Genomic DNA, 26,064 nt, shown 5'->3' with positions numbered 1-26,064 from the left:
GTTGCAGTCCGACTCGCCGACACAAGGAACCGACGTGATCACCGCTCAAGCCTTTTCAACGATCGAAGCAATCGACCGCTGCGCCTGGAATGACTGCTTCGTCGATGAGCTGGAGGACTGGGATTACTACCGCGCCGTGGAACGGGCCGGCATCGACGGCTTTCACTGGCGCTATCTGACGCTGCACGAGGATGGCCGCCTGGTCGCGGCCACCGTGGCGTTCACCACCGCCTATTCGCTGGACACCACCCTGCAAGGTGCGGGCAAACGGGTCAGCCAATGGCTGCGCCGGCGTCTGCCCGGACTGTTCGATATCCGCCTGTACGCCCTCGGCTCGCCGGTGGCGGAGCAATGCCATGTCGGCAGCGCTTCGCACATTGCCTCGACACAGCGCCCGGCACTGCTCAGGCAATTGCTCGAGCTGGCCCGACAAGATGCCGAGCAGGCCGGGATCGGCCTGCTCGCGGTCAAGGACGCCTCGCATCGCGATCGACAATGGCTCGACGTCTGCCGCCAGGCCGGCCTGCAAAGCATGCCCGGTCTGCCCGGCGCCGAATTGCCGATCAACTTCGCCTCGGTGGACGCGTATCTGGGCAGCCTCGGCAAATCCACGCGCAAGGACCTGCGTCGCACCCTGCGCAATCAGGGCCCGCGCACGGAATGGCGGCGCTCGGTGCACGACCTGCTGCCGCGCATGATGGAACTCTACGAAGCCACTCTGGCCCGCAGTGATCTGGCCTTCGAATGCCTGCCTGCGGCGTATTTTCGCGAAGTGCTCAATCACCTCGATGACCGCGCAGCCTGTGTGCTCTATTGGGTCGAGGATGAACTGGTTGCGTTCAACCTGCTGTTGCTCGACGGGCAACGGATGGTCGACAAGTTTTTCGCCCATGATCTGGCCCGCACCCGCCAGTACAACCTTTACACTCGTAGCTGGCTGGAAAATGTCGACTACTGTATTGAACACAAACTGGCGATCTATGTGTGCGGGCAGGCCGGCTATGCCAGTAAGCTGCGTCTGGGTTGCTCGTTTGTCGGTAACACCGTGTTCTTCCGCCATCGCAATCCACTGCTCGACCAACTGTTGCGTCTGGTGAAAATATTCGTCCGCCCGGATCGCAGCGATCCGGCCCTGGCCGCTGCAATAAGCGAAATCCAATGATCAATGACCGACGCGCCACGCCCCGCCCTTTCGCCCTCTCCGGCTGGAGCCTGCAACGCAAACTGGTGCTGGCCTTCTGGCTGGTCAGCGTGATTCCGACCATGATCGCTGCGGAACTGGCGGCCACTACGCTGTCGCAGATCTTCGACAGCAACGTGCGCATCTGGCTGCAGGAATCCTCGAAGATCGTCGAGGATGAAATCAGTGAAATCCTCCGCGAAAACGCCCGGGCCGCGAAGCTGTTCATGCGCCACGCCCGCCCGCCCACCGACCGCCAGTCCGCCAGGCACGACAAGCTGACCGCCGATATCGCCGACTCCATGGGCATCGATGTGGTGACGCTGATCCGCAACAGCGATAACAGAGTGGTGTTCAGTACCGCCGCCGACGATATCGTCAGCCAGATCAGCACTGCGCCGAAGGCTGTGCTGCAGACCCTGCAAGTCGGCGGCGTACCCACCGGCACGGTGATTTCGACCTTCGAGACCGATCAGGGGGGCGTGGACTACAAGATGATCGTCGGCACTTATCTGGACAACAGCTTCCTGACCAGCGTCGCCGATGTGCACTCGCTGGACCTGCGCCTGTACCTGGCCAAGGGCGAGGACTTTTCCGAGATCTTCTCGACCCAGCGCTTCCAGGATCACCCCTCGCAAGTGCCGAAAAAAATCGAGCAGATCCTGCGCGAGACCAAAGGCCCCTACGAACAATTCACCAATAACTACAGCGGCATCTACCGGCCGATCTTCAATGAAAACGGCCAACTGCAAGGCGTCATCTTCAGCGGTCTGCTGCGCCACACCAGCCTGGTCGGCCTGGTCAATCAGAGCAACCTGTTCATTCTGATTTTCCTGCTCAGCTCGGCAGCGTCGCTGGCGGTTGGCTGGCTGGTCTCGCAACGCCTGACCAAACCATTGCGCGGTCTGGCCCGTGGCGTACAGGCGGTGATCGCCGGCGATTATCATCAGCGCCTGAGCGTGAATGGCGGCGACGAACTGGCAGAACTGAGCAGCACGTTCAACCACATGAGCGAACGTCTGGAAGAGTTGCAGCATCTGGAGTCGCAACTGCGCCGCCGTGATCGCCTGCACGCGCTGGGCGAAGTCGCCATGGGTCTGGCCCATGAAATCCGCAATCCGCTGGGCATCATCAAAACCGCCACGCAACTGCTGCATCGCCGTGCCGATCTGCCGGAAACCGACAAGCGTCACCTGGAATACGTGGTCAAGGAAGTCAGCCGGATCAACGACCTGATCACCGAATTTCTCGACTTCGCCAAACCCAGCGCGCCGATCCGCGCTACGCAATCAGCACGCACCCTGGTCGACGAACTGGCCGGATTCTGCGAGCCGGAACTGGCCAGCCACAACATCGATCTGCACATCGCCGATCACGCGCCGGGGGCGACGATCTACGCCGATGCCAAGCAACTCAAACAGGTGGGCCTGAACCTGATCGTCAACGCCATCGACGCAATGCCCGACGGCGGTCGCCTGACCCTGAGCATCGCCAACGCTGGAAAATTCACCATCATCGGCGTCGCGGACACTGGTCAGGGGATCGAAGCCGACATGCTCGAACGCATCTTCACCCCGTTCGTCACCACCAAGGCCTCGGGCACCGGGCTGGGCCTGGCCAAGGTGTTTTCGGTCATGGAAAGTCATAACGGGCGCGTAGAATGCGTCAGCGAAAAAGATGCCGGCGCCACCTTCAGCCTGTACATTCCGGCCAATGGCGAAGACTTCGACGAGAGCGACGATGACGCATAACATTCTGGTAGTGGACGACGAACCGAAACTCTGCGACCTGCTGGCCTCGGCCCTCGGGCAGAACGGCATCAGCGTGTTCACCGCCGGCAATGGTCTGCACGCACTCAAAGTGCTGGAAATCGAAGACATCGATCTGCTGATCAGCGACTGGCGCATGCCCGGCATGGACGGCCCGCAGTTGCTGGCTGAGGTGAAGACCCGCTATCCGCAGTTGCCGGTGATCGTCATGACCGCCTACAGCACGGTGAAAAACGCCGTGGAATCGATGCGCAACGGCGCGTTCGACTACATCGCCAAGCCGTTCGACATCGACGAGCTGGACATCACCGTCAGCAAGGCCCTGCAGTTTCGCGACATCCTCAAAGACAACCAGCGCATGCGCGCCGAGCTCGACGAGCATCAGCAGATCGACAGCCTGATCGGCGACAGCCCGAGTTTTCGCAGCGTGCTGCAAGCGGTGGACTCGGTGCGTGAAAGTGCCGCGACGGTGCTGCTCAGTGGCGAAAGCGGCACCGGCAAGGAAATGGTTGCCCGGGCCATCCACAAACATGGCAACCGCGCCGACAAGCCGTTCGTTGCGGTGAACTGTGCGGCCATCCCCGAGGGGCTGCTGGAAAGCGAAATGTTCGGCCACCGCAAAGGCGCGTTCACCGGCGCCGTGGCCGATCGCATCGGACGTTTTCAGCAGGCTGACAAGGGAACGCTGTTTCTTGATGAAATCGGTGAAATGCCGCTGGCACTGCAGGCCAAGATCCTCCGCGCCCTGCAGGAGCGGGTGATCGAGCCGGTGGGCGATACCAAGGAACGCAAGGTCGATGTGCGGGTGATCGCCGCCACCAACAAAGACTTGCTGCAAGCGGTGGCGAATAAGGAGTTTCGCGAGGATCTCTACTACCGCCTCAATGTCTTTCCCATTCCGCTGCCGGCATTGCGCGAACGGGTCGAGGACATCGCGCCGCTGGCCCGCCACTTCGCCCACACGCTGGGGGCCGCTGCCGGCAAACGCATCAGCGGCTTCAGCGCGCAGGCCTTGCAGGCCATGACCCGCTATTCATGGCCGGGCAACATCCGCGAACTGCAGAACTGCGTGGAGCGCGCGACCATCGTCGCCTCCGCCAACATCATCGAGGAGCACGATCTGCCGGCTTACCTGTTCGCCGCACAGGCCTCGGACAGCAGCGGCCCGCTGAGCGAAATCAACGGTGTCCCGGCGGATCTGGACGCAGCACTCGCCGAAGTCGAGAAGGCCTACATTCTGGCGGCCCTGCAACAGAGCAATGGCGTGCAGGCTGCCGCCGCGCAGTTGATCGGGATCTCCGAGCGCAGCTTCTGGTATCGCCTGAAGAAGCTCGGGATTCACGTCGACAAGATCGTGCGCTGACCCCGCAAGGTCAGTTGACGGTGCCGCCGCGGGCTTCACTGATGATCTGCCGAATCGCCCCGACAAAGGTGTCCACCGGTTGCCCGCCCGTGACCGCGTACTGACCGTTGAACACCACGGTCGGCACCGAACTCACGCCGCGTTGCAGCCACAGTTGCTCTTCTGCACGCACCTCATCGGCAAACTCGTCGGAGGCCAGAATCGCTTGCGCACGCTGCCGATCCAGGCCCACGCTTTCAGCAATCTGCGCCAGTTGCGCGTGATCGGACGGATTACCGCCATCGGTGAAATAGGCTTTGAACAGCGCCTGCTTCAACGGCAACTGCCCCCCCTCAAGCCCGGCCCAATGCAACAGACGATGAGCATCGAAGGTGTTGTAGATGCGGCTGTTGCCATCGGTGCGAAAGGCAAATCCGACCTCGGCGCCACGGGCACGAATCGCCTCGCGGTTCTTCTGTGACTGCTCCGGAGTCGAGCCGTATTTTTCGCTGATGTGTTCGGTGATGTTCTGCCCGTCCGGGCCCATCTTCGGGTTCAGTTCGAACGGCTGGAAATGAATCTCGGCCTGCACTTCATCGCGCAGAATCTCCAGCGCCTGCAGCAGGCCATTCAGGCCGACGACGCACCACGGGCAGGAAACGTCGCTGACAAAATCGATTTTCAAAGCGGAACTCATCACATACCTCGCGGGCGGAAATCGTGCGGGAAAGTTTGCACGATACACCTGCCTGCTCTTGCGATGACAGTGATGGCCCCTTCGCGAGCAAGCCCCCTCCCACATTCGGAATACGGTTCCCCTTGTGGGAGCGGGCTTGCTCGCGAAGAGGCCCGAGTCAACACCGCCAAAACCTCAGCTACAGCAGGTTGCCGCTTGCCACCGGCTCAATCTGCGCCCAGTGCGAGGTATCTTCACGGTGCTCTTGCAAATACGGCAACACCGCCGCCAGCAAGGGCGCCTTGAACGCCTCCTGAAAGCGATGAGCCAGCCCCGGAATCAGCTTCAACTGACTGCCACGAATGTGCGCCGCCAGATGCACGCCGTGCATCACCGGCAACAGCGGATCGGCCGTGCCGTGCACCACCAGCGTCGGCACCCGCAGTTGATTGAGCAAGGCCACCCGGCTCGGCTCGGCAAGTATCGCCATGATCTGCCGTTTCACACCTTCAGGGTTGAACGCCCGGTCATAAGCAATCGCCGCCTGATGCAACAACGCTTGCCGGTCATCGGTCACCGCGGGGCTGCCAAGCGCCGCCAGCAGATCGGCCTGCTGCTCCAGCGCCACTTCGCGATTCGGTGCGCCACGCCGCGCCAGCAGTTGCACCAGCGCCGCACTGGGCGCCGGCAAACCTTCGGCGCCGGAACTGGTCATGATCAGCGTCAGACTCTCTACCCGCTGCGGTGCCATCGCCGCCAGATGCTGGGCGATCATCCCGCCCATGCTCGCGCCCAATACGTGAAACTGGTCGATGTGCAACGCGTCCATCAAGCCCAGCGCATCGTCGGCCATGTCCGTCAGCGAATAGGGCGCCGACACCGGCAAGCCGAGTTTGTAGCGCAGCACTTCAAAGGTCAGGTTGGCGTCGGCCGGGGCCTGACGCCAGGTCGACAGGCCGACATCGCGGTTGTCGTACCGGATCACCCGAAAGCCTTGCTGACACAGCGCAACCACCACTTCGTCCGGCCAGTGGATCAACTGACCACCCAGGCCCATGACCAGCAACAGCGCCGGATCCGAGGCACGGCCGATGCTCTGGTAGGCAATGCTCACTTGTTGCAGATCGACATGCGCGGTCGGCACATTCACATCGCAACGCGCCGCCGCGAACGCTGACGTACCGAATAAAAACGCGACCAAAACGGCCGCGAGCGAAAAAAATCCCTTGCTCATGAAAAACACCGAAACGCAGAACCCCAGTAGAGCGCGAGTCTGATGAAGTTTGTTCAAGCGCGCTGCCACAGTTGCGTGACAGTTTGATGAAGATTGCCGAGCGGTCATTTGTGCAGGCCGTTGAGCAGGCGGACACACTCTGCAAAACAGACCAGCGCAAAGCGATACCCCAGTACCACACCCGCCTCCGACGTCTGACCTCTAATGGCTTGAAATCCGGCTCAGCCCGGTCTTTCAAGCCATTGGAATCCTTTCATCATGTTCGACCTCCCCACCCCCGCCACGGTCGATTTCGGCCTGCCCCATTCGTTGCCGAAAAATCTCGATCAGAACCTCCACCAGCAGTCCAGCGCGTGTTTGCGCGATTGTCATCGGCAGTGGCGGGCATTGATGGCGCAAGCCGCGCGCGACGATTGGGATCAGCGCGCAACCGGCACGCCGTTTTCGCGTCGGGATCAGGCGCTGCTTATCTATCGCCAGCACTTCGAGGCGAGCTGCCTGAATGCCCATGCACAAGAAACGCTGCAGGCCGCGCCCCTGCAGAGGCTGCTGACAAGCGTTGACCAGCAGACCACACACAGCGACGTTGCCATCCGCCAGCCACGACTCGCACGCCGCGATGACAGCCAGGTCACGTTGCCCGGTGCGCTGCTGATTCGTCTCGACCCGACGCGACATTTACTGTATCTGCCCTCGCACGACCCGGCACTGCAGCTGTTCCGGCAACACGCCGATCTGCAGGACTGGCTGATCAGTCATTGCCGACAGAGCGGGCAATACTCACGGCTGGAGGCGGTGACACTGGTCGAGCCGGTGCTCGGTCAGGATCCGCTGCGCCTCAACCTGCAAATGCTGTTCACGGGTTCAGCGTCGACGAGTGACTTCCACGAGTTGATCGGCGCACCGTCCGAACTTGCGATCGACGCGTTGCCTGCCTCCGATGACGTCGCGCTGTTCGGTCTGCTGAGTCCGGACATTCCCTTCAACCAGCGCAGTCGGGCGCTTGATGTTGAGCAGCGGGCCCTCGAGCGCTTGCTCGGCGAAGCCGCTGCAGCAGAGCTGAACAACCCGCAACGCCAACAACTGGCGCAGCATTTCGACGCACTGAGTGAAGCCCGGCAAGCCAGCCACGCTGCCGCTTCAGCACTGCTTGAGAGTCGCGATCCGCTGAAAATGCTCGAGCTGCGTCATGCCACGAATGCCCATCACCACGCCCTGCTTCAGGCCCGTATCGCAGGGCTGCGCGCCGAGGTCGAACTGCAAAGGGCGCTGGATCATCTGACCGTCGAGGAGCATCGGCGAATCATCGCGATGCTGGACGCACCGGGGCGCCATCTGCCGACAGCGGACGGGGTTATCGCCCGCCTATCGATGGCGGCGGCAGATCAGAACATGACCGCCGTCGAGGAGCTGCATGGCGTACTGATCATAGCGACGACCGCCGCACTGGAGCCTGACTCGAGCGACAGCCTGCTGCTTTACTGGCCGGGCGAGTTCGGCGGGCTGCAACGTTTTACTTCACGTACAGCGCTGGCACAGGATCTGTTCAAACATTCGCCGAACGACGGCGGGCTGACCCTGCACCTGACGCCGCTCACGGGGGACCCTCTGGCCTGGTCCCTTGATCGACAGCTCTATCAATGCGAACAACAGGCCGCGCAGATCCTGCGGGACAACCCGCTGCCCGGCCGTGCCGACGAACGCCGGGCCGAGATGGAAAAGCTGCGCGAACAACACCTGCCACGCCTGACCGTAGCGGTCGCACAGGCCCGCGAACAGGCATTTGCCGAACGTCAGGCGCAAGACCGCAGCGCAGCGCTGGCCGGCAACCTGCCGGCATGGTTTGAAAAGCTGGAAGAAGCGCCACGTGCACGGATCAAAACGCTGATCAGCCAGTACCTCGGCGCCATGCAACGCGCCCATGCGTTGCTCGAACGGGAATTGCCGCCGCGTCAGGCCTTCGCCGAACAGCGCATCGACGCCCGCTTGCGCGCAGACTTCGCGCTCAAACAAAGCGTGAGCGTGAGCCTCGATCTGCCCGACTCGACTTTCTGGCAAAAGACCGTGATGGAAGGCGCCGCGCCTGGCACACCGCAACGCAATATTCTGACCGCGAGCGACCAGCGCGGCGACCTCACCCTTGAACAACTGGCACAGGAAAACATCGATCAGGACATGGAGTGGCGCCTGTCCTTCATGCGGGTCAGGATCAGCGCCGAGATCGCCACTGATCGACAGCGCCTCGAAGCCGGGATCACCCCGGTCTATTTGCGCAAACTGGTAACGGAGCTGGATCTGCCCGGACGTTACGAAGAACTGATTCGCCAGGCATTTTTCGGCGCGCCGGGAGAACCGGCGTTTCAGCAGGCCTGGCGCCGTGAATGCCTGAGCGAACCGTGGCGGCTGATGCTCCAGTTGCAAGGTGAGTTCGCGCTGCTGCAACGGCACATCGACAGTGCCGGCCATGCCGTGCTGAAGGTCGCCATCGATGCGACTACACCTCAGGCGTATGCCGTTAATGGACAACGCATCGCGCTGCTGCCGGTGCACCTGACGGTCGGTGGAGAGGACACCGCGCATCAGGGGCCGAGCACGCTCGCGGGTGTCACGTTCATTGTCGAGCAAACCAGTGGCCTGACCCTGCTCTACTTGCCCGACAGCACCGACGCCATCTTCCTGCGTCAGTACGACACACTGGAACAGGCGCGGGTGGATCTGTTCAAGCGTTGTGTGGACAGCAAAATGGTCAGCTACCTGGCCGGACGCGCGGTGAGCGGCGAGTTTGCCAGCCATGTCAGCCGGATCAACCAGGCACAGCTGCGCAATTTCGATGCGCTGATCGGCGTCGGGATGGCCTGGCCGGCGACCACATCGCTGGCCACTCATTTACTGAACGTGCACATGGGCCGGTTGCTGGAGGCCCATCGCAGCAGTTCACGTTCCAACGATGCGTTGTATCTCGAACGCTGTGCACTGAAGTCCGGGGCGTTGTTCAACTATCTGAAAATGGCCATCGGCATGTTGCCGTTCGTGGGCACGGCGGTGGCCCTATATGACGCCTGGAACAGCGCCAATCTGGCCGTCGCGGCGTTCTTGCGCGGCGAACTCGGGCATGGGCTGGCGGAGGTGGAGGCGGTGCTGCTGTCGCTGATCGACGCGGCAATGGATGTGCTCCCCGGAACCGTCTCGGCCCCCGCAGCCGCACGTCTGGCCAGCCGCCAGCGGCAACGCGCGGCATTGGGCAGATCCGCCGCGATGCCGACATCCTGGCAATGGGCCAGGCAGTCGCTCGAGCGTTTCAAGGGTTACGAGTACGAATTCGACATCTCCCTCGCCGGCCTGCAACCGGCCACCCACGGTGTCTATCGCAACGTCTACCGCCACGCCGATGGTGACTTCATCGTTCGTCAGGGCCGCATCTATCGGGTTCAGCTCAGCGATGCGCCACGTGGTTGGAGGCTTTACGGCACATGGATGCGCAGCTACAAACAACCGATCGCCCTCGACGAAAGCGGCCAGTGGAACACCCACTACGCGGTGTACGGCACCGTTATGGACGGTGGCGGTGCAGGCGGTGGCGCCGTGCTCGGACATCTGGCCGACGGCATGGACCCGCTCTGGCCCGCGCCAATTCGCCAGTGGTTGCCGCGCTGGTGGACCGATCGGCAACTGCGCCGGCAATTGACCCTGACCAACACCGCCGACGCCTATACCCGGCGCCTTGAAACCCAGACACGCGCTACCAACCAGTTGCTGGAGAACTATCAGAAACTCGACGTTGCCCAGCGCAAGCCACTACACACAGCAGTCGACGCAGCATGCCTGAATGACATCGACCTCGCGATCGCCCAATACGACAACCTTGCCGAACTGTTGCCCCTGAGCCATGGCCGCAAGCGTCTGCAGATCGAAGACATCCGCAGCCGCTGTGCCTGGATCGTGGTCGACCGCGCCGTGCAGCGCGTCACCGTCGCCCGCGACCGCTTGCTGGAACACCTGAACCGGATCGACGCACTGGTCGCCGAATCCGATGCCACCCCTTTCGGCAATACAGCGGCCCATATAAAACTCATGGCCCGGCGCAAGCAGGTACGCAAGGATTTCCTCAAGGAGTTCGATCAACTGCACGCAATCACCGAGCAGGCCAACCTGTGGAACAACCGCATCAGCAATCGCGCGCAGAAAACCCAGATGGCGAAAGACATGACCGCGCTCAATCGCAACCTGGGCGACAACACGCACCACTACCTGAGAACTGCACATCTGCTGGAAATCATTACTCGCTACGATGCGGTCAGCGACCTGTCCTGGGTGTATTTTCATACCCAGCTCAAAGACGCCCGGGTCAAGGTCGGGCGCGCACTGCTGACCCAGCATCACCTGCCAGAAGTCAGCGCCAGCCTGGTCGAGCGCAAACAGGTGATCGAGGATTGCCTGCAGATCTATGCCGGTTTCCGTCGTCAGCTCAACGCCTGGACGCTGGGTTATGCGCAGCATCTGGATCTGGAACAGGTCGGGCCATTCCTCGATGGCCTGACCAAGGTCGAAGCACACGCGCGGCACTCGATCAAACAGCGCCCGCCGATCAAACCGCGAGAGCCGGGCGGCAGGCAACTGTTCGAAACCGAGGACAACCAGTTGCTGATCGGTACCGAAAGCATTGACCCCGGCACCCGGGAAAAACGCTTTACCGTCGAAGGCATCGACGGTTTCCGCGAAACCTGGCTGCCGCGCTCCAGCGGCAAATATCATCTGCAAGCCCGCCCCGCATCTGCCACAACACCGCTGCCGACCGATGTTCAACCATTGCTCGCGGAAGCGCGAAAACGTCTGGAGGCGGTTGCGGCCTACAGCGCCAAGGTGCAGGGCTACACCCGTCAGGACATGTTGCCGGTGGATCTGGAACACATGTTCAGCAGCGAAGCGACCGAGCTGAGCATCCGCGCCCAGGCCATCGAACGGTTATCGCCGACCGAACCACTGGTGGTGCAATTGCACGCCAAGGCCGGTGAGCTGCGACGTACCGGTCGTACCCTGCGCATTGATCAGTCACTGCGCAGCAAGACACCCACCGAAGGCTATCTGGACTATTTGCTGCAACAGCAAGTGGTGGATATCCGCCGCGAAGGTTCATTGCGGGCACTGGGCAAACGCGCTGACGGACGCAAGGATTTCCTTCAGGAATACCAAGTGCGCGACCTCACCAGCACCCCACCGCGCACGCTGTGGTTCGCCCACTTTCACTACACCTCGGACAAGGTGCCGTTCGCCGACTTCGTCAAAGCCCACCTGAAATTGCCGGAACAACGCAATCTCGGCATGCAATGGCAGCAGGCCCAGGCCGCCGGCGGTGCGCAGGTCGAAGCGATCTGGCGTGGCGATATCGGCAAACCGCTGGGCATTCGGCATTTCGCAGATCTCTAAGGCAAAAAACAGCGGGGCACTGACTGTGCCCCGCTGCTTGAGCGGTCGACAGCGCCGTCAACATGAGACAAACTCACCGCTTTCGTCATGATCACAAATTTTCTTCATGGGGCCAGCAGTGCTTGAAATCCGTCATCTGAAAACCCTGCACGCCCTGCGCGAGGCTGACAGCCTGGTCGATGCCGCCGACCGTCTGCACCTGACCCAATCGGCGCTGTCGCACCAGTTCAAGGAACTGGAGGAACGCCTGGGCATGCCGTTGTTCGTGCGCAAGACCAAACCGGTGCGTTTCACCAGCGCCGGCCTGCGCCTGCTGCAACTGGCTGACGCGACTCTGCCGCTGCTGCGCGCTGCCGAACGCGACATCAGTCGTCTGGCCGGGGGTACCGCCGGGCGTTTGCACATGGCGATCGAATGCCACAGCTGTTTCCAGTGGCTGATGCCGACCATCGACCAATTCCGCGACGCCTGGCCGGAGGTCGAACTCGACCTCGCCTCGGGCTTCGCCTTCGCCCCGCTGCCGGCGCTGGCCCGCGGCGATCTGGATCTGGTGGTGACCTCCGATCCGCTGGACATCGCCGGCATCACTTACGTGCCGCTGTTCACTTACGAAGCGATGCTCGCGGTGGCCAACCAGCACCCGCTGGCGAGCAAACCGTACATCGTTCCCGAAGACCTGCTGACTGAAACGCTGATCACCTATCCGGTGGAGCGCGATCGGCTGGACATCTTCACCCGCTTCCTCGAACCGGCCGACATCGAACCGGCGCAAGTGCGCACCTCGGAGCTGTCGATGATGATGATGCAACTGGTCGCCAGCGGCCGTGGCGTCTGCGGCATGCCGCACTGGGCGCTGCACGAATACAGCTCACGCGGCTACGTAAAGGCCAAGCGCCTGGGTGAGAAAGGTCTGTTTGCCACGCTGTACGCGGCGATTCGTGCGGACATGCTCGATGCGCCGTACATGCGCGATTTCCTGCTGACCGCCAAGGACACATCATTCTCGACGCTGGATGGGGTCAGCGCGGTTCGCTGACACCAAGGTGCCTCATGACTGACGGTAAACCGAGAACATTTGCGAGACAAAAAGATTCATTGTGGTGAGGGGATTTATCCCCGATGGGCTGCGCAGCAGCCCTGAGACCTGTGCACTCGGTGTTTCAGATAGCCCGCGTTTGTAGGATTTGGGGCTGCTTCGCCGCCCATCGGGGATAAATCCCCTCGCCACAAAAACCTCTCACTTAGGGGGACGATCAGAGTTGTCGCCACATGTGGATCTTGTCGAAGTAGTCTTCGCCGACCCGCACCGCCAGCGGCTCAAGGCCGAACTGGATGAAGCCGCAGCGTTGGTACAGGGAGAACGCGGCGTCGTTGCCGGCGGTGACGGTCAGTTGGATGAGTTTCAGTGCAGGATGGGTGTGTGCTTCGGCGATGGCGGCCTGCACCAATGCATGGCCCAGGCCGTGCTGGCGAAAATCGGCTGAGACGTACATGCCGAACAGGGTCGACTTATGGCGGGCCTTTTCTCGCGGCTCGAATGCCAGGCCGACGATGCCGGCCAGTGTGCCTTCCTCGAACGCACCGAGCACCACGTCGAGCTTGCTGGTCAGCCGCGCTTCCCACCAGCTCAGCGGCATCACCGCGCGCTCGCGCACGCTGGAGGTGAAGGCCTGCGGATGGCGGTCGTAGGCTTCGAGCATCAGCTCGCGATAAGCCAGGGCATGACTGGCGTCGAGGCGTTCGATCCACATGCTCAGGCGGTCCTGCGTTGTTCAAGCATCAGGCGCACCGCCAGACCGGCGAGTACAAAACCCATGAAATAACGCTGCAGCGCCAGCCATGTCGGATTGCGCACGAACCACGACGCGATGCCCGCCGCGAACAGCGCGATCAGCAGATTGACGCTGAAACTGACACTGATCTGGGTCAGACCAAGAATGATGCTCTGGGTAAACACCGAACCGTGTTCAGGGCTGATGAATTGCGGAAACACCGAGAGGTAGAACACGGCGATTTTCGGGTTCAGGGCGCTGGTGAGAAAGCCCATGGTGATCAGTTTGCGCGACGAATCCGCCGGCAGTTGCTGCGCTTCGAACGGCGAGCGCGCACCGGGTTTGACCGCTTGCCAGGCCAGCCACAGCAGATACAGCGCACCGGCCCACTTCAGCACTTCATAAGCCAGCGGCACCGCCAGAAACACCGCGGTCAAACCGGCGGCCGCGGCAAACATATGCACGAAAAATCCCGCGACCACACCGAGCAACGAGGTGACTCCGGCCTTGCGTCCCTGACAGATCGAACGCGAGATCAGGTAGATCATGTTCGGCCCCGGCGTCAGTACCATCAACAGCGCGGCGGCGGCGAAGATCAGCAGGTCTTGAAGCGGGATCATGGCAATGTCCTTTGCGTGAATGATCAAGCGAGCGCCGTCAGTGAGCTGCGATAAAACGGCAGGATCAGGTCGCGTGTCAATGGCGCCATAACGACAGCAGGATCAGTGGCGGGATCGATCCAGATCACTTCCTCGATTTCGGCAGCGGGCTTCACATCGGCGTCGATGGTCAGCTGAAAGATCTCCGCTTGCACGACGAATCCCGGCTCGTTGGCGGCCGGCGCCGAGAACTGGCCAAGGAAGCAGGCCTGCGCCGGGTCGATTTGCAGGCCCAGCTCTTCTTCCAGCTCGCGGGCCAGTGCGTGCACCGGCAACTCATGGGCTTCGATCTTGCCGCCCGGTTGCATGAACGCCGTGGTGCCGCGCTTGCGCACCAGCAGGGTCTGGCCTTCGGCGTTGAGCAACAGCGCCGCGGAGATACGGATGAGGTTTGGAGCGACAACGGATGCAGAGGTCATGGGTCAGCCACCGGCCTGGAAAAACCGCAAGGATCCCATGCCCGGCCTGATTCAGTCACCTCACAGGTCACTCCCCCTGAGCCTTGAGCGCGGTTTCATCCTCCTCGGGCAGCTTGACGAATATCTTGTATTTGCCGCCCTCCATGGCTTCGAAGGCAATCAGCTTTTCCACCAGCAGCGCGCTGAGCACCTTGCCGGCGTTGAGCAGCAGCATGCCGTTATCGGCATTGAGATTACGCGCCAGAATCATCCCTGCCGCCAGGTCCCGGGTGGTCAGCACCTTGACCGACGGGTCGGCGAGGGTGACGTCGCCCAGAAATGCCGCGCACACCTGAATGAAATCCTCGACCAGCTCGGGATCATACAAACGCCCGGCGTACTGCCGCAGGTAGAGCAACGCTTCGTCGCTGTTCAAATGCCGTTCGAGGATCAGGCCGCGTTGCAACTCGACGAAATCCACTGCCAGTTTCAGCAACCGCGCCCCCAACGGAATCGCCTCGCCCTTGAGCCGGTCAGGAAAACCGCTGCCGTCCCAGCGCTCCTGGTGATGCAGGATCAGGCGCGCCGCGTCCTTCATCGGGTCAAGCGTCATCAACAGCGATTCGCTCTGCTTCGGATAGCTGCGATAACGCTCGCGATCGGTATGGCGCAGCAAGTCCGAAGGCGTGGTCATCATGCCGTCGGTCCAGCTCAGTTTGCCGATGTTGTACAGCGCAGCGGCCATGGTCAGGTCGCGGCTGGTGGCCTCGTCCAGACCGTGTTGTTTGCAGTAGCTGCGCACCAGTTCGATGATCTGCCGATTGGTCTGCTTGGCAGGCGGCAGACGCAGATTGGCCAGCAGCGAGAACACTTCGGTGCCGGTGACATAGCTGTGTTTGAGTTCTTCGTACGCCAGATCGAGCATGTCGGCGGTCTGCTGCAACTCGGCGGTACGCGCCGCGACGTGCTTTTCCAGGGTGCTGTTGAGCAGCTTGAGCTGGTCGTTCTGCACCTGGGTCAAGCGCTCCAGACGTAGGCGCTCCTGCTCGGAATGCTGATGTTCGAGGGCTTGGCGCAGGATCAGCAGCAACTCCTCGTCATTCCACGGTTTGCTGATGTAGCGGTGAATCTGCCCATCGTTGATCGCCTTGATGATTGCCGACGGGTCGGCATAACCGGTGAGCATGATGCGCACGGTTGCCGGATAGCGTTGACGGACATGCGCCAGTAACGAGGCGCCATCCATGTTCGGCATGCGCGCATCGCTCATCACCAGGTCCACTGGCTGTTGCTCCAGCATCTCCAGCGCCTGGGCACCGCTGGTCGCCAACAGGACGTCATAGGGTTGTCCCCGCAGCAGACGACGCAGGCTGTTGAGGATCGATTCCTCGTCATCGACCAGCAACACCTTGGGTCGATGTACCGGCAAAGGGGCGGATTGCTCTTCCATGGCTTGGCCTCAAGAAACAGGGTTGACGACACATCGACCGACCGCCTCACTGGCCCGCGCCTGAGTCCAAGGCTAGATGATTTTTGACTGCATTCACGCAAATCTTCGCTCACAGGCCACGGCGTCGCGCCGGGACGACTATGCTGAACACGGCGCAATACTCCATCGGTCGAACCGACAAGTTGCGAGGGAAAAGGATGCCCCGGATGACACCCGCCAGCGGCCTCATGGGCGGCGCGGCATGAACCAGCCAACAGCGCAGATCAATCGCCGAGTGCTCATCGTCGACGACAGCCCGTCGATCCATGGCGATTTCGCCAAGATTCTCTGCCCGCTCGTCCCCGCTGACGACGGCCTGGGCGAAACCGAGAATCTGTTGTTTGGCACCCCATCCGCCACACCGTCCCAGCATTTCGAGCTGGACTCGGCCTTTCAGGGCCGCGAAGCGCTGGAAAAACTCGAAGCCGCGCTGGCTGAAAACCGCCCCTACGCCATGGCGTTCATCGACATGCGCATGCCGCCAGGCTGGGATGGCCTGGAGACCATCGAACGGCTGTGGCAAGTCGACCCCAAGCTGCAAGTCGCGCTGTGCACGGCGTATTCCGACTATTCCTGGGAAGACATCGACCAGCGTCTGGCACTCAATGACCGCTTGCTGATTCTGAAAAAGCCGTTCGATGCGATCGAGATCCGGCAGATGGCCAGCGCGCTCACGGTCAAATGGCAGATGACCGAAGACGCCGAGCTGAAAATGAACCAGCTGGAACAGGCGGTTCAGGCGCGCACCCGCGAGCTGTCCGACGCCAACATGATTGTGCAGAACAGCCCGACCATCCTGTACCGGCTGCGCGGCGATCCGTCGTTTGCCCTGATGTACATCTCCCACAACATCACCCGCTACGGCCATGTCGCCGCCGACCTGCTGCGCTCGCCCAACTGGGCGCAGGAACTGATTCACCCGGACGATCAGGCCAGCGTCGATGCCGCCATGGCGCGGGTGCTGGATCGGCATGCGTCAGGCGCGTCGATCGAATTTCGCCTGAGAACCGGCCAGGGCACCTGGCGCTGGGTGGAAAACCGCTACATCCCGGTGCGCGATGATGACGGCCGTCTGCTGGAAGTCGAAGGCATCATCCTCGACATCACCGAGCGCCGCGTGGCCGAGGAAAAACTGGCGTTGCTGGCGCGCTCCGACGGCCTCACAGGCCTGGCCAATCGCGCCACGCTGATCGAACGCCTGCATCAGGCCTTCGCCGCCGCACGTCGGGGGGCCGCGCCGTTTGCGGTGTTTTATCTGGATCTTGACCACTTCAAACGGATCAACGACACCTTGGGCCACCCGGTGGGCGATCTGCTGCTGCAGGAAGTCGCCCGCCGCATCAAATCAGGCGTGCGCGAAAGCGACGTGGTGGCGCGCCTGGGCGGCGATGAATTCGCGATCCTGCAACTGGACGTCAGCGATCCGACCCAATCAGCCGCCATGGCGGCCAATATCCGCGACACGCTGCTGGCGCCCTACAACCTGGCCGGCAATGCGTTGCACATTTCGGTGAGCATCGGCATCAGCAGTTACAGCGAGCTCAGTCTCGACGCCGACAGCCTGCTGGGCCAGGCCGACATGGCGCTGTACCGCGCCAAGGAAATGGGGCGCAATCAGTATCACTTCCACTCCGAGGACATCTCGCGGGAAGTGGCCGAACGCATGACCCTCGTCGACGAATTGACCAGCGCCCTTCAGGGCAATCAACTGTTGCTGCATTACGCACCGGAGATTGACCTGCACAGCGGCAGGATTCTGGGCATGGAGGCGCAAATCCTCTGGCAACATCCGCGCCTCGGCCTGCTGCCTGCCTCCGCCTTCGTACCGATAGCGGAGAAAACCGGCGCGATCATTCCGCTCGGACGCTGGGTACTGAATCACGCCTGCCACCAGATGCACCTGTGGCGAAATGACGGGGTCGCCCCGCCGGTGATGGCGATCAAGATTTCCCTGGCACAGCTCAAGAGCGGCCCCGAACTGATCTATGACGTTCTGCGCACCACCGCACGCTGGGAACTCGCCCCCTGGGACCTGCGATTCGATGTCACCGAAGCCACGCTGGCCCAGACCAAGTGGACCCACAACGATGCATTGCCGCGCCTGCGTGAGCTGGGCGTGGCGATTGCCATCGATGATTTCGGCACCGAATATTCCTCGTTCGATTACCTGAAAACCTACCGGGTCAATCACCTCAAACTGGCCCAGAGCTTTATCGCCAGCGCGTCCCAGGATGTGGCCGGAGCCAACGCCCTGCGAGCGATCGTCAATTTCGCCCGGGATCTGGACATCGGCATCATCGCCGAAGGCCAGACACCCCTGAATCGACCCGATGTACCCCGTGCCGAAGCACCGCTGCCCAGCGCACAGGGGCTGTATTTCAGCGAAGCGGTCAGCGCCGAACAGGCGGGCCGGCTGCTCCGGGACGTGCCCCGCGCGGCGCCCTCCCCCAAGGAGGATGAGGCATGAAAACGGCCTTCCCCCAGACCAACCGGCGCATCCTGATCATCGATGACACGCCAGCGATTCATGAAGACTTTCGCAAGATTCTGGCCCCGCAGGCGCAGGATGACGTCGACTTGCATCAGTTGGAACAGACGCTGTTCGGTACCCGCCAATCGCCGCACCTGACCTTCCAGCTCGACTCCGCCTATCAGGGCCAGGAAGCCCTGGCCCTGGTCAAACACGCGCTGGCCAGCGGTAACCCGTATGCTCTGGCGTTCATCGACATGCGCATGCCACCGGGCTGGGATGGCCTGGAAACCATCGAGCAGCTATGGCGTGTCGATCCAAATCTGCAGGTTGCCCTGTGCACTGCGTACAGCGACTACAGCTGGGAAGCGATGGCCGAACGGCTGGAATTCGGCGACCAGTTGCTGATCCTGAAAAAGCCGTTCGACAGTCTGGAAATCCGTCAGATGGCCAACGCCCTGACCTGGAAATGGCAACTGGCGCAGGACGCGGCGCTGAAGATGCTCAGCCTTGAGCAGACCATCGAGGCGCGGGTTCACGAATTGCTCAAGGTCTCGCATCTGTTGCAATACGACAGCCTCACGGAGCTGCCCAACAGCACCCTGCTGGGTGATCGCCTGAGCCAGGCCATGGCTGCCTGCCGGCGCCATGACAAGCAACTGGTAGTGATGTTTCTCGGTCTGGATCGCTTCAAGCGCATCAACAATGCGCTGGGCCATCCGGCGGGCGATGAAATGCTCAAACGCACCGCCCGCCAACTGCTGTCATGCGTGCGTGATTCCGACTCGGTGTTTCGCTATGGCTCGGACGAGTTCGTGGTGATCCTCGGCGACATCAACCATCCCCAGCAAACCCACGGCGTCGCGGAAAAACTGCTGGCCGCCATTCGCCTGCCGCAGACGATAGCCGGGCATGACGTCAGCGTCACCGCCAGCGTCGGCATCAGCGTCTACCCCGATGACGGCCTCGAAGCCACCGAGCTGATCAAGAAAGCCGAGACGGCGATGCGCAACGTCAAGGAACACGGCCCTGACAGCGTTGGCTTCTTCATCGAAGCCATGAACCAGCACGCCCGCGAGCAGCACAGCATCGAGTCGGGCATTCGCCGCGCTCTGCACGAGCACGAGTTTGTCCTGCACTATCAGCCGAAAATCGACCTGCGCAGCGGCACCGTGGTCGGCGCCGAAGCGCTGATACGCTGGCAGAAACCGGGACACGGCTGGATCTACCCGGCGGAGTTCATTCCGGTGGCCGAAGACAGTGGACTGATCGTGCCCTTGAGCAAATGGGTACTGGGCGAAGCCTGTCGCCAGACCCGTGCCTGGCAAACAGCCGGTCTGCCGCCGATCCGCATGTCGGTGAACATGTCACCCATCGATTTTCGCCAGCGTGACTTCGTTGCGGGCGTCGAACGCGTGCTTGAGCAGACAGGCCTGGCCCCTGACTGGCTGGAGATCGAGATCACCGAAGGTGTGCTGATGCAGAACGTCGAAACAACGATGGTAGCGCTCAATCGTTTGAAGGCGCTGGGCACCCGCTTGGCCATCGATGACTTCGGCACCGGCTATTCCAGCCTGAGTTACCTGCGCCGGTTTCCGATTGATGTGCTGAAGATCGACCAGTCGTTCATTCGCGGTCTGTGCAACGACAGCAACGATGCGGCACTGGTCAGCGCCATCATCAGCCTGGGCAGGAGTCTGGGGCTCAACGTCATCGCCGAAGGCATCGAAACCGCCGAGCAACTGGCGTTCCTCAAGGCCCACGACTGCGAAGAAGGTCAGGGCTACTTTTTCAGCAAGGCATTACCGGCTGACGACTTTGCGCACTGGCTGGCCAGCGCAGCCCCGCCACCGTGGACGGCGCGATGAACGCCTCGATACCGGCCTTGAGTCAAGGAGACGATTGCCGATGAACCTGTTCCGTCCCGCCATGACGCTGCTGCTGTGCGGACTCTGCGCCGGGGCCAGTGCCGACCCGCTGGACGAGCCGCTCAAACCGTTGCCCGCCGTGCCACAGCAGGACGCCCGGCGCGTGGAACTGGGACGTCGGTTATTCCACGAGCCACGCTTGTCGATCAACAACACACTGTCCTGTGCCAGTTGCCACCAACTGGACAAGAACGGTGCCGACAGCCGGGCGCTCTCGCTGGGGTTCGACGGCAAACCGGTGGCGGTCAACACACCGACCGTGTTCAACGCCAGCCTGAATTTCCGCCAGTTCTGGGACGGCCGCGTAGAGACGCTGGAAGAACAGAGCAATGTCGTCATCACCAGCCCCCATGAAATGGGCAGCGACTGGAGCACGGTCGTCGAGCGGATCGCCAACGACGCCGATTACCGCCGCGATTTCGCCGCCACCTACCCGGACGGCGTGACCAAGACCAACATCCAGCAGGCGCTGGCCAGTTTCGAACGTACCTTGCTGACCCCCAACTCACGCTTCGATCAGTACCTGCTGGGCAATACCGACATCCTCACGCTGGACGAAAAATACGGTTATCAGCGCTTCAAGGAGTACGGCTGTATCTCCTGTCACCAAGGGGTGAACATCGGCGGCAACATGTTCCAGAAGTTTGGCGTGTTCGGTGATTACATTGCCGATCGCGGCAACCCGACCGTGGCCGATCAGGGCCGCTTCAACGTCACTCGAGACGAAGCGGATCGTGAATTTTTCAAAGTGCCGAGCCTGCGCAACGTCGCGCTGACCGCACCGTATTTTCACGACGGGTCAGCGCCTACCCTCGAACGAGCCGTGGATGTGATGTTCCAGTATCAGTTGGGACGCAAGCCGACCGAAGACGACAAAATGCAGATCGTTCTGTTTCTCAAGACCCTGACCGGCCAAAGGGAAGGCAAGCCATGATCAACATTTCCCGTCGCCGTAGTCTGTTGTTGCTCACACTGGTCGTCCTCGCGTTGGCCTCGATCCTGCTGTTTCTGTACTTCAAGTCCAGCTCCGACCAGACCATGACATACACCGAGTCGCGGGATCTGATCCGGCAGATCAAACAGCAGAATTCGCTGTGGGAAAACGAGATCCTCAAGGCGCGGGTGGCGCTGACCCACAACTATGATCCGCTGGTGTCGCCGATGAACGAGATGAACCGGCTCTGGGAGCGCTTCGACGCCATAGAATCGGGGCATGGTCGAAACGATTCGACGCAGTGGAACGAGGCCTATGAGAGTTTCCTGCAAGCGATGCAGGAAAAAACCCGGCTGGTCGAACAGTTCAAATCGCACAACGCCTTGCTGCGCAACTCTCTGGCGTTTTTGCCCACCGCCGAAGACGACATTCAGCAACAACTGGCCAACCTGTCGGACTTCGATAAATCCCAGTTGGAGAACATCACCACCGATACCTACGACCTGCTGCTCAGTGCGCTGGAGTTTGCCCAGGTCACCTCCGATGACCGGGCCGCCGACATCGAGGTGGGTCTGAACAAACTGACCGTCAACGCACAGCGCCTGCCGCAGGCGTTTCAAACCCCGGTCAAAATCCTCAGCAACCACATCAGCCTGATCGCTCGCGAGCAGCCACTGGTCAATCAGTTGCTCGAAAGCATCGAAAACATTCCCGTCGCCGAACGCCTCGACAACATCACCACCATGCTCGATCGCGATCAACAGCGTGTCGATCAGGTCGACCGCCAATACCATTTCTACCTGCTGCTGTTCTCGGTGCTGCTGATGTTGTCGCTGGTGTGGCTGGCCATCCGCCTGATCGGCAGTTTCGCCGAGATCAATCGGGTCAATACGGCCCTGCAAACCGCCAACGATGCACTGGAGCAACGCGTCGAGGAGCGCACCCGGGAACTCAAGAACGCCCAGAGCGAGCTGCTCGACGCTGCACGTCAGGCCGGCATGGCGGAAATCGCCACCAACGTGCTGCACAACGTCGGCAACGTGCTCAACAGCGTGAACATTTCCAGCGATCTGATCGCGCGCAAGCTGCGCAGCAGCAAGACCCAGGGCCTGGGCAAGGCGATGCAACTGATCAACGAGCACCCGCACGACCTCGGCGCCTTTCTCAGCGAAGACGCCAAGGGCAAATTGCTCCCCGGTTATCTCAACCAGCTGGTCGGCGCGATTGCCCAGGAACAGCAGGAAATGGTCGACGAATTGAACCAGATGAACAAAAGCGTCGATCACATCAAGGACATCGTCGCCACCCAGCAATCCTATGCCGGCGCCAACAGCATGACCGAGCCGCTGTTTATCAACGAGCTGCTCGAAGATGCGTTGCGCATGAACGCCGGGGCCCTGACCCGGCATCACGTCACGGTGGTCAAGGAGTACGCCGAGGTGCCCCAGGTGATGGGCGACAAACACCGTTTGCTGCTGATCCTGATCAACCTCATCAGCAACGCCAAATACGCCATGTCTGACCTCAGCAACCGCCCCCGCACCATGACCCTGGCGGTAAGGATCGTCGATGACAACTTCCTCGAAATCAGCGTCAGGGACGACGGCGAAGGCATCGCGCCGGAAAACATGACGCGGATCTTTGCCCACGGTTTCACCACCCGCAAGGAAGGTCACGGCTTCGGTCTGCACAGCTGCGCGCTGGCGGCCATCGAGATGAACGGGCACCTCACCGCGCACAGCGACGGACCGGGCAAGGGCGCGCTGTTCACCTTGCAGATCCCCCTGATCAGCGTCACGGAGAACGCATGAGCGAGCTTGTGAACCGCCGCATTCTGCTGATCGACGACATGCCGTCGATTCATGAAGACTTCCGCAAGATCCTCGCGCCACCGGCAGCACAGTCAGTGGAACTGGACGAGATGGAAGCAGCACTGTTTGGCGCTCAGATTCGCGCCGAACGTCCGCCGTTCGAGCTGGACTCGGCCTACGGCGGCGAGGAAGGTCTGGGCAAACTGATGCAGGCCTTGCAGGAACAACGCCCTTACGCGCTGGCCTTCGTCGACATGCGCATGCCCGACGGCTGGGACGGCGCAAAAACCATCGAGCATCTATGGCAGCAAGACCCGCTGTTGCAGGTGGTGGTGTGTACCGCCTACTCGGATTATTCCTGGGATGAACTGCTCGAACGTCTGCAAGCGCATGACCGATTGCTGATCCTGAAAAAGCCGTTCGACAACATCGAAGTGCAGCAGATGGCCAACACCCTGCTGACCAAATGGCAGATGACCGAACGGGCCTCGTTGCAGATGCATCACCTGGAACATCTGGTGGATCAGCGTACCGCGCAGTTCAAGCAGGCCAGCGAAGAACTGCAGCGCGAAATAGATGAACGCAAGCAACTGGAAAGTCAGTTGGTGCAGTCGGAAAAGCTTGCGTCACTGGGGCAAATGGCGGCCGGCGTGGCCCATGAAATCAATAACCCGATCGGCTTCATCTCCTCCAACCTCGGCACCCTCGACGGCTACTTCAACCAATTGTTGAGCGTACTCGATGCCTGGCAGACGCTTGGCCCCACGCCGGACAGCGAATCCGTGGCCCGGCTTGAGCAACTGCGCAAAGACGCCGATCTGGATTTTCTGCTCGAAGACATCCCGGTGCTGATCCGCGAATCCAAGGAAGGCATTGGCCGGGTCGGACAGATCGTCAAGGATCTGAAGGATTTCTCCCGGGTCGATACCCATCAGCAATGGCAGTGGGCCAATCTGCAACAAGGCATCGACTCGACGCTGAACATCGTCGCCAGCGAACTCAAGTACAAGGCCGATGTGATCAAGGAATATCAGCCACTGCCGGACATCGAGTGCCTGCCCTCACAAATCAATCAGGTGATCATGAACCTGGTGGTCAACGCGGCGCAGGCCATGGGGCCCGAGCGCGGCACCATCACTTTGCGTACCGGGCAGCAGCAGGACACGGCCTGGGTGGAAGTCGCGGATACCGGCGCGGGAATCGCGCCGGACATCCTGCAGAAAATCTTCGATCCGTTTTTCACCACCAAACCGGTCGGTCAGGGCACCGGGCTGGGCCTGTCCCTGTCCTACGGCATCGTGAAAAAACACGGTGGCGACATTTCAGTCCGCAGCGAACCGGGCGTGGGCACAACCTTTCGCGTCGAGTTACCGATGCGCCAGAGCCGACCCGCAGCCTGAGGTGCCTCAGGTCGCTTCTTGAAAATCCATCTCCGGCGGCTGACGACGAAAGCCGCCCGTGAGCACCGCCAGATACACCACGCCAATCGCCAGCCAGCTCAGGCCCAGATACACCGCCAGGTGATCCAGGCTGACCATCAGCCACAAGTCCGCCACCAACCCGATGAACGGGAAGATCAGAAACAGCACCAGCTCAAGCGGGCCCTTTTTCTCGCCGCCGATCCAGTAGTGAAAGATCACCGACAGGTTGACCAGACTGAACGCCAGGAACGCGCCGAAGTTGATGAACGACGTGGACGTGGTCACGTCGAGTTTCAGCGCCAGCAACGCCACCACTGCACACAGCAGGATGCTGTTGACCGGTGTGCCAAAGCGCGCATGCAAGGTGCCGAAAAATGACTTGGGCAACACGCCGTCGCGGCCCATGGCAAACAGCAGACGCGAACCGCTGGCCTGGGCCGACAACCCCGAGGCGAACTGGCCGACGATCAAGCCAATGAGGAAGGTCGAGACGAACAGATCGCCACCGATGTTGCGCGCAATTTCATAGGCCGCCGAATCGACGCTGTCGAACTGGAATGACGGGTGGGCGATCTGCACAAAGTACGACACCCCGACGAAGATCAGCCCGCCAATCAGCGTAATCAACATGATCGCCCGTGGAATGGTGCGGCGTGGGTCGCGGGTTTCTTCGGTCAGCGTGCTGACCGCGTCGAAACCGAGGAACGAGTAACAGGCGATGGCCGCGCCACTCATGATCAGCGGCATCTGCATGCCGCCGTTGAAGAACGGTTTGATCGACCACAACGGCGTGCGCGCATCGCCGCCGACGTAGTGCACGCACAGCGCGACGAAGGCGATCAGCACCAGAAATTGCACCAGCATCAGCAAGGCGTTGATGCCATTGGCCAGTTTCAAACCGATGATGTTGATCGCGCTGGTGATGCCGATGAACGCCAGTACCCAGATCCACTGCGGGATCGACGGGAACGCCGAAGCGAGGTACGCCGCGCCGATCAGCCAGATCGCCATCGGCAAGAACAGATAATCGAGCAGCACCGCCCAACCGGCGATGAAGCCGAGCTTGGGGCTGATCGCCTTGCGCACGTAGCTGTAGGCGGAACCGGCGACCGGGAACGCGGCGGCCATGCGCCCGTAGCTCATGGCGGTGAAGAACATCGCCACCAGTGCCGCCAGATACGCGGCCGGGACCATGCCGGCGGTGGATTGCGCGAGGATGCCGAAAGTGCCGAGGACAATGATCGGCGTCATGTAGGCGATGCCGAACAGCACCACCGACCCTAATGACAGGGTGCGTTGCAAACGAGCCATGGGCGACTTACTCCGAATGTTATTGGATTTATGGCAGAGCCGAGTTCGGCGTATGTTTCGGGTGTGGCTTTGTTGTTTTGGGTAAAACTCAAAGGTGCGTCAGAGTCAAAATCCACCCCTCATCGGAACGCCCCCCGCCCAGCCCTCTCCCCAAGGGGGAGAGGGGGAGAGGGAGCAGATCTCCATGATTTTCAGATCCTGAGTTCGACTGGGTATTTCAGGTCGATGTACTTCAAAAGAACACCT

At 61.3% G+C, this 26,064-nt stretch carries 17 protein-coding genes; 10 read left to right on the top strand and 7 right to left on the bottom strand.

Annotation, left to right across the window (positions count from 1 at the left end; genetic code table 11):
• Window positions 1-34: 34 nt before the first annotated feature.
• Genes QMX91_RS04250 through QMX91_RS04240 form a run of 3 tightly spaced genes read left to right on the top strand, consistent with a single transcriptional unit; the run spans window position 35 to window position 4,312 of the window.
• Window positions 35-1,162: a GNAT family N-acetyltransferase gene (locus QMX91_RS04250; RefSeq protein ID WP_098965397.1), complete on the top strand. Its 1,128-nt coding sequence runs from the start codon at window positions 35-37 to the stop codon at window positions 1,160-1,162.
• A complete protein-coding gene (locus tag QMX91_RS04245; RefSeq protein ID WP_139054267.1) occupies window positions 1,159-2,931 on the top strand; it encodes an ATP-binding protein in 1,773 nt (590 codons plus the stop codon). The genes QMX91_RS04250 and QMX91_RS04245 overlap by 4 nt, the downstream gene beginning before the upstream one ends.
• Window positions 2,921-4,312 (top strand): sigma-54 dependent transcriptional regulator, encoded by a 1,392-nt coding sequence (locus QMX91_RS04240; protein ID WP_223008034.1) that lies wholly within the window; start codon window positions 2,921-2,923, stop codon window positions 4,310-4,312. The genes QMX91_RS04245 and QMX91_RS04240 overlap by 11 nt, the downstream gene beginning before the upstream one ends.
• Window positions 4,313-4,322: 10 nt before the next feature.
• On the opposite strand, the gene QMX91_RS04235 is transcribed toward QMX91_RS04240, so the two are convergent.
• Both QMX91_RS04235 and QMX91_RS04230 read right to left on the bottom strand, forming a co-directional pair.
• Entirely contained in the window at window positions 4,323-4,988 is a 666-nt protein-coding gene (locus tag QMX91_RS04235) for a DsbA family oxidoreductase (RefSeq protein ID WP_223008033.1), read from the bottom strand.
• A 178-nt stretch (window positions 4,989-5,166) separates the two neighbouring features.
• Window positions 5,167-6,201: an alpha/beta hydrolase gene (locus QMX91_RS04230; protein WP_210558487.1), complete on the bottom strand. Its 1,035-nt coding sequence runs from the start codon at window positions 6,199-6,201 to the stop codon at window positions 5,167-5,169.
• Window positions 6,202-6,459: 258 nt separating this feature from the next.
• Between QMX91_RS04230 and QMX91_RS04225 the strand changes: the two genes are divergently transcribed.
• Entirely contained in the window at window positions 6,460-11,625 is a 5,166-nt protein-coding gene (locus QMX91_RS04225; protein WP_282412303.1) for a DUF6543 domain-containing protein, read from the top strand.
• Between the two features lie 118 nt (window positions 11,626-11,743).
• Window positions 11,744-12,661, top strand: a complete 918-nt coding sequence (metR, locus tag QMX91_RS04220; RefSeq protein WP_282412302.1) for a transcriptional regulator MetR — start codon at window positions 11,744-11,746, stop codon at window positions 12,659-12,661.
• Window positions 12,662-12,878: 217 nt separating this feature from the next.
• Here the strand turns inward: metR and QMX91_RS04215 are convergent, their stop codons facing one another.
• From QMX91_RS04215 to QMX91_RS04200, 4 genes are all read right to left on the bottom strand, one after another.
• Window positions 12,879-13,376 (bottom strand): GNAT family N-acetyltransferase, encoded by a 498-nt coding sequence (locus tag QMX91_RS04215; protein WP_096795595.1) that lies wholly within the window; start codon window positions 13,374-13,376, stop codon window positions 12,879-12,881.
• Between the two features lie 2 nt (window positions 13,377-13,378).
• The gene (locus QMX91_RS04210) at window positions 13,379-14,017 is read right to left on the bottom strand and encodes a LysE family translocator (RefSeq protein ID WP_134787245.1); all 639 of its coding nucleotides are present in this window, start codon (window positions 14,015-14,017) and stop codon (window positions 13,379-13,381) included.
• Window positions 14,018-14,040: 23 nt separating this feature from the next.
• Entirely contained in the window at window positions 14,041-14,475 is a 435-nt protein-coding gene (locus QMX91_RS04205) for an NUDIX domain-containing protein (protein WP_282412301.1), read from the bottom strand.
• A gap of 67 nt (window positions 14,476-14,542) precedes the next feature.
• Window positions 14,543-15,904, bottom strand: a complete 1,362-nt coding sequence (locus QMX91_RS04200) for an HD domain-containing phosphohydrolase (RefSeq protein ID WP_282412300.1) — start codon at window positions 15,902-15,904, stop codon at window positions 14,543-14,545.
• 241 nt (window positions 15,905-16,145) lie between these two features.
• Here QMX91_RS04200 and QMX91_RS04195 point away from each other — a divergent pair, with 241 nt between their 5' ends.
• From QMX91_RS04195 to QMX91_RS04175, 5 genes are read left to right on the top strand one after another with little or no spacing between them, the layout of a single operon-like run.
• On the top strand, window positions 16,146-18,410 hold the full coding sequence (locus QMX91_RS04195; protein ID WP_139054260.1) for an EAL domain-containing protein: 2,265 nt from the start codon (window positions 16,146-16,148) through the stop codon (window positions 18,408-18,410).
• Window positions 18,407-20,281, top strand: coding sequence for a GGDEF and EAL domain-containing protein (locus QMX91_RS04190; RefSeq protein ID WP_139054259.1), 1,875 nt, complete (start codon window positions 18,407-18,409; stop codon window positions 20,279-20,281). Before QMX91_RS04195 ends, QMX91_RS04190 begins: the two co-directional genes overlap by 4 nt.
• Window positions 20,282-20,321: 40 nt before the next feature.
• Entirely contained in the window at window positions 20,322-21,275 is a 954-nt protein-coding gene (locus tag QMX91_RS04185; RefSeq protein ID WP_134787250.1) for a cytochrome c peroxidase, read from the top strand.
• Window positions 21,272-23,086: a DAHL domain-containing protein gene (locus QMX91_RS04180; protein ID WP_134787251.1), complete on the top strand. Its 1,815-nt coding sequence runs from the start codon at window positions 21,272-21,274 to the stop codon at window positions 23,084-23,086. The genes QMX91_RS04185 and QMX91_RS04180 overlap by 4 nt, the downstream gene beginning before the upstream one ends.
• Entirely contained in the window at window positions 23,083-24,486 is a 1,404-nt protein-coding gene (locus QMX91_RS04175; RefSeq protein ID WP_282412299.1) for an ATP-binding protein, read from the top strand. Before QMX91_RS04180 ends, QMX91_RS04175 begins: the two co-directional genes overlap by 4 nt.
• Window positions 24,487-24,492: 6 nt before the next feature.
• Here QMX91_RS04175 and QMX91_RS04170 read toward each other — a convergent pair whose 3' ends face one another.
• The gene (locus QMX91_RS04170) at window positions 24,493-25,818 is read right to left on the bottom strand and encodes an APC family permease (protein WP_282412298.1); all 1,326 of its coding nucleotides are present in this window, start codon (window positions 25,816-25,818) and stop codon (window positions 24,493-24,495) included.
• Window positions 25,819-26,064: the final 246 nt, after the last annotated feature.

Source organism: Pseudomonas sp. PS01299, from assembly GCF_029960145.1.
Lineage (GTDB): Bacteria > Pseudomonadota > Gammaproteobacteria > Pseudomonadales > Pseudomonadaceae > Aquipseudomonas > Aquipseudomonas putida_A.
This window is presented reverse-complemented; position numbering and strand designations above follow the sequence as displayed.

Bases quoted from the DNA above. Each gene is read 5' to 3' on its own strand.
- QMX91_RS04235 (WP_223008033.1), bottom strand. From the start codon at position 4,988: ATGAGTTCCGCTTTGAAAATCGATTTTGTCAGCGACGTTTCCTGCCCG.
- QMX91_RS04195 (WP_139054260.1), top strand. From the start codon at position 16,146: ATGAACCAGCCAACAGCGCAGATCAATCGCCGAGTGCTCATCGTCGAC.
- QMX91_RS04215 (WP_096795595.1), bottom strand. From the start codon at position 13,376: ATGTGGATCGAACGCCTCGACGCCAGTCATGCCCTGGCTTATCGCGAG.
- QMX91_RS04180 (WP_134787251.1), top strand. From the start codon at position 21,272: ATGATCAACATTTCCCGTCGCCGTAGTCTGTTGTTGCTCACACTGGTC.
- QMX91_RS04200 (WP_282412300.1), bottom strand. From the start codon at position 15,904: ATGGAAGAGCAATCCGCCCCTTTGCCGGTACATCGACCCAAGGTGTTG.
- QMX91_RS04240 (WP_223008034.1), top strand. From the start codon at position 2,921: ATGACGCATAACATTCTGGTAGTGGACGACGAACCGAAACTCTGCGAC.
- QMX91_RS04245 (WP_139054267.1), top strand. From the start codon at position 1,159: ATGATCAATGACCGACGCGCCACGCCCCGCCCTTTCGCCCTCTCCGGC.
- QMX91_RS04205 (WP_282412301.1), bottom strand. From the start codon at position 14,475: ATGACCTCTGCATCCGTTGTCGCTCCAAACCTCATCCGTATCTCCGCG.
- QMX91_RS04190 (WP_139054259.1), top strand. From the start codon at position 18,407: ATGAAAACGGCCTTCCCCCAGACCAACCGGCGCATCCTGATCATCGAT.
- QMX91_RS04210 (WP_134787245.1), bottom strand. From the start codon at position 14,017: ATGATCCCGCTTCAAGACCTGCTGATCTTCGCCGCCGCCGCGCTGTTG.
- QMX91_RS04175 (WP_282412299.1), top strand. From the start codon at position 23,083: ATGAGCGAGCTTGTGAACCGCCGCATTCTGCTGATCGACGACATGCCG.
- QMX91_RS04170 (WP_282412298.1), bottom strand. From the start codon at position 25,818: ATGGCTCGTTTGCAACGCACCCTGTCATTAGGGTCGGTGGTGCTGTTC.
- QMX91_RS04230 (WP_210558487.1), bottom strand. From the start codon at position 6,201: ATGAGCAAGGGATTTTTTTCGCTCGCGGCCGTTTTGGTCGCGTTTTTA.
- QMX91_RS04185 (WP_134787250.1), top strand. From the start codon at position 20,322: ATGAACCTGTTCCGTCCCGCCATGACGCTGCTGCTGTGCGGACTCTGC.
- QMX91_RS04225 (WP_282412303.1), top strand. From the start codon at position 6,460: ATGTTCGACCTCCCCACCCCCGCCACGGTCGATTTCGGCCTGCCCCAT.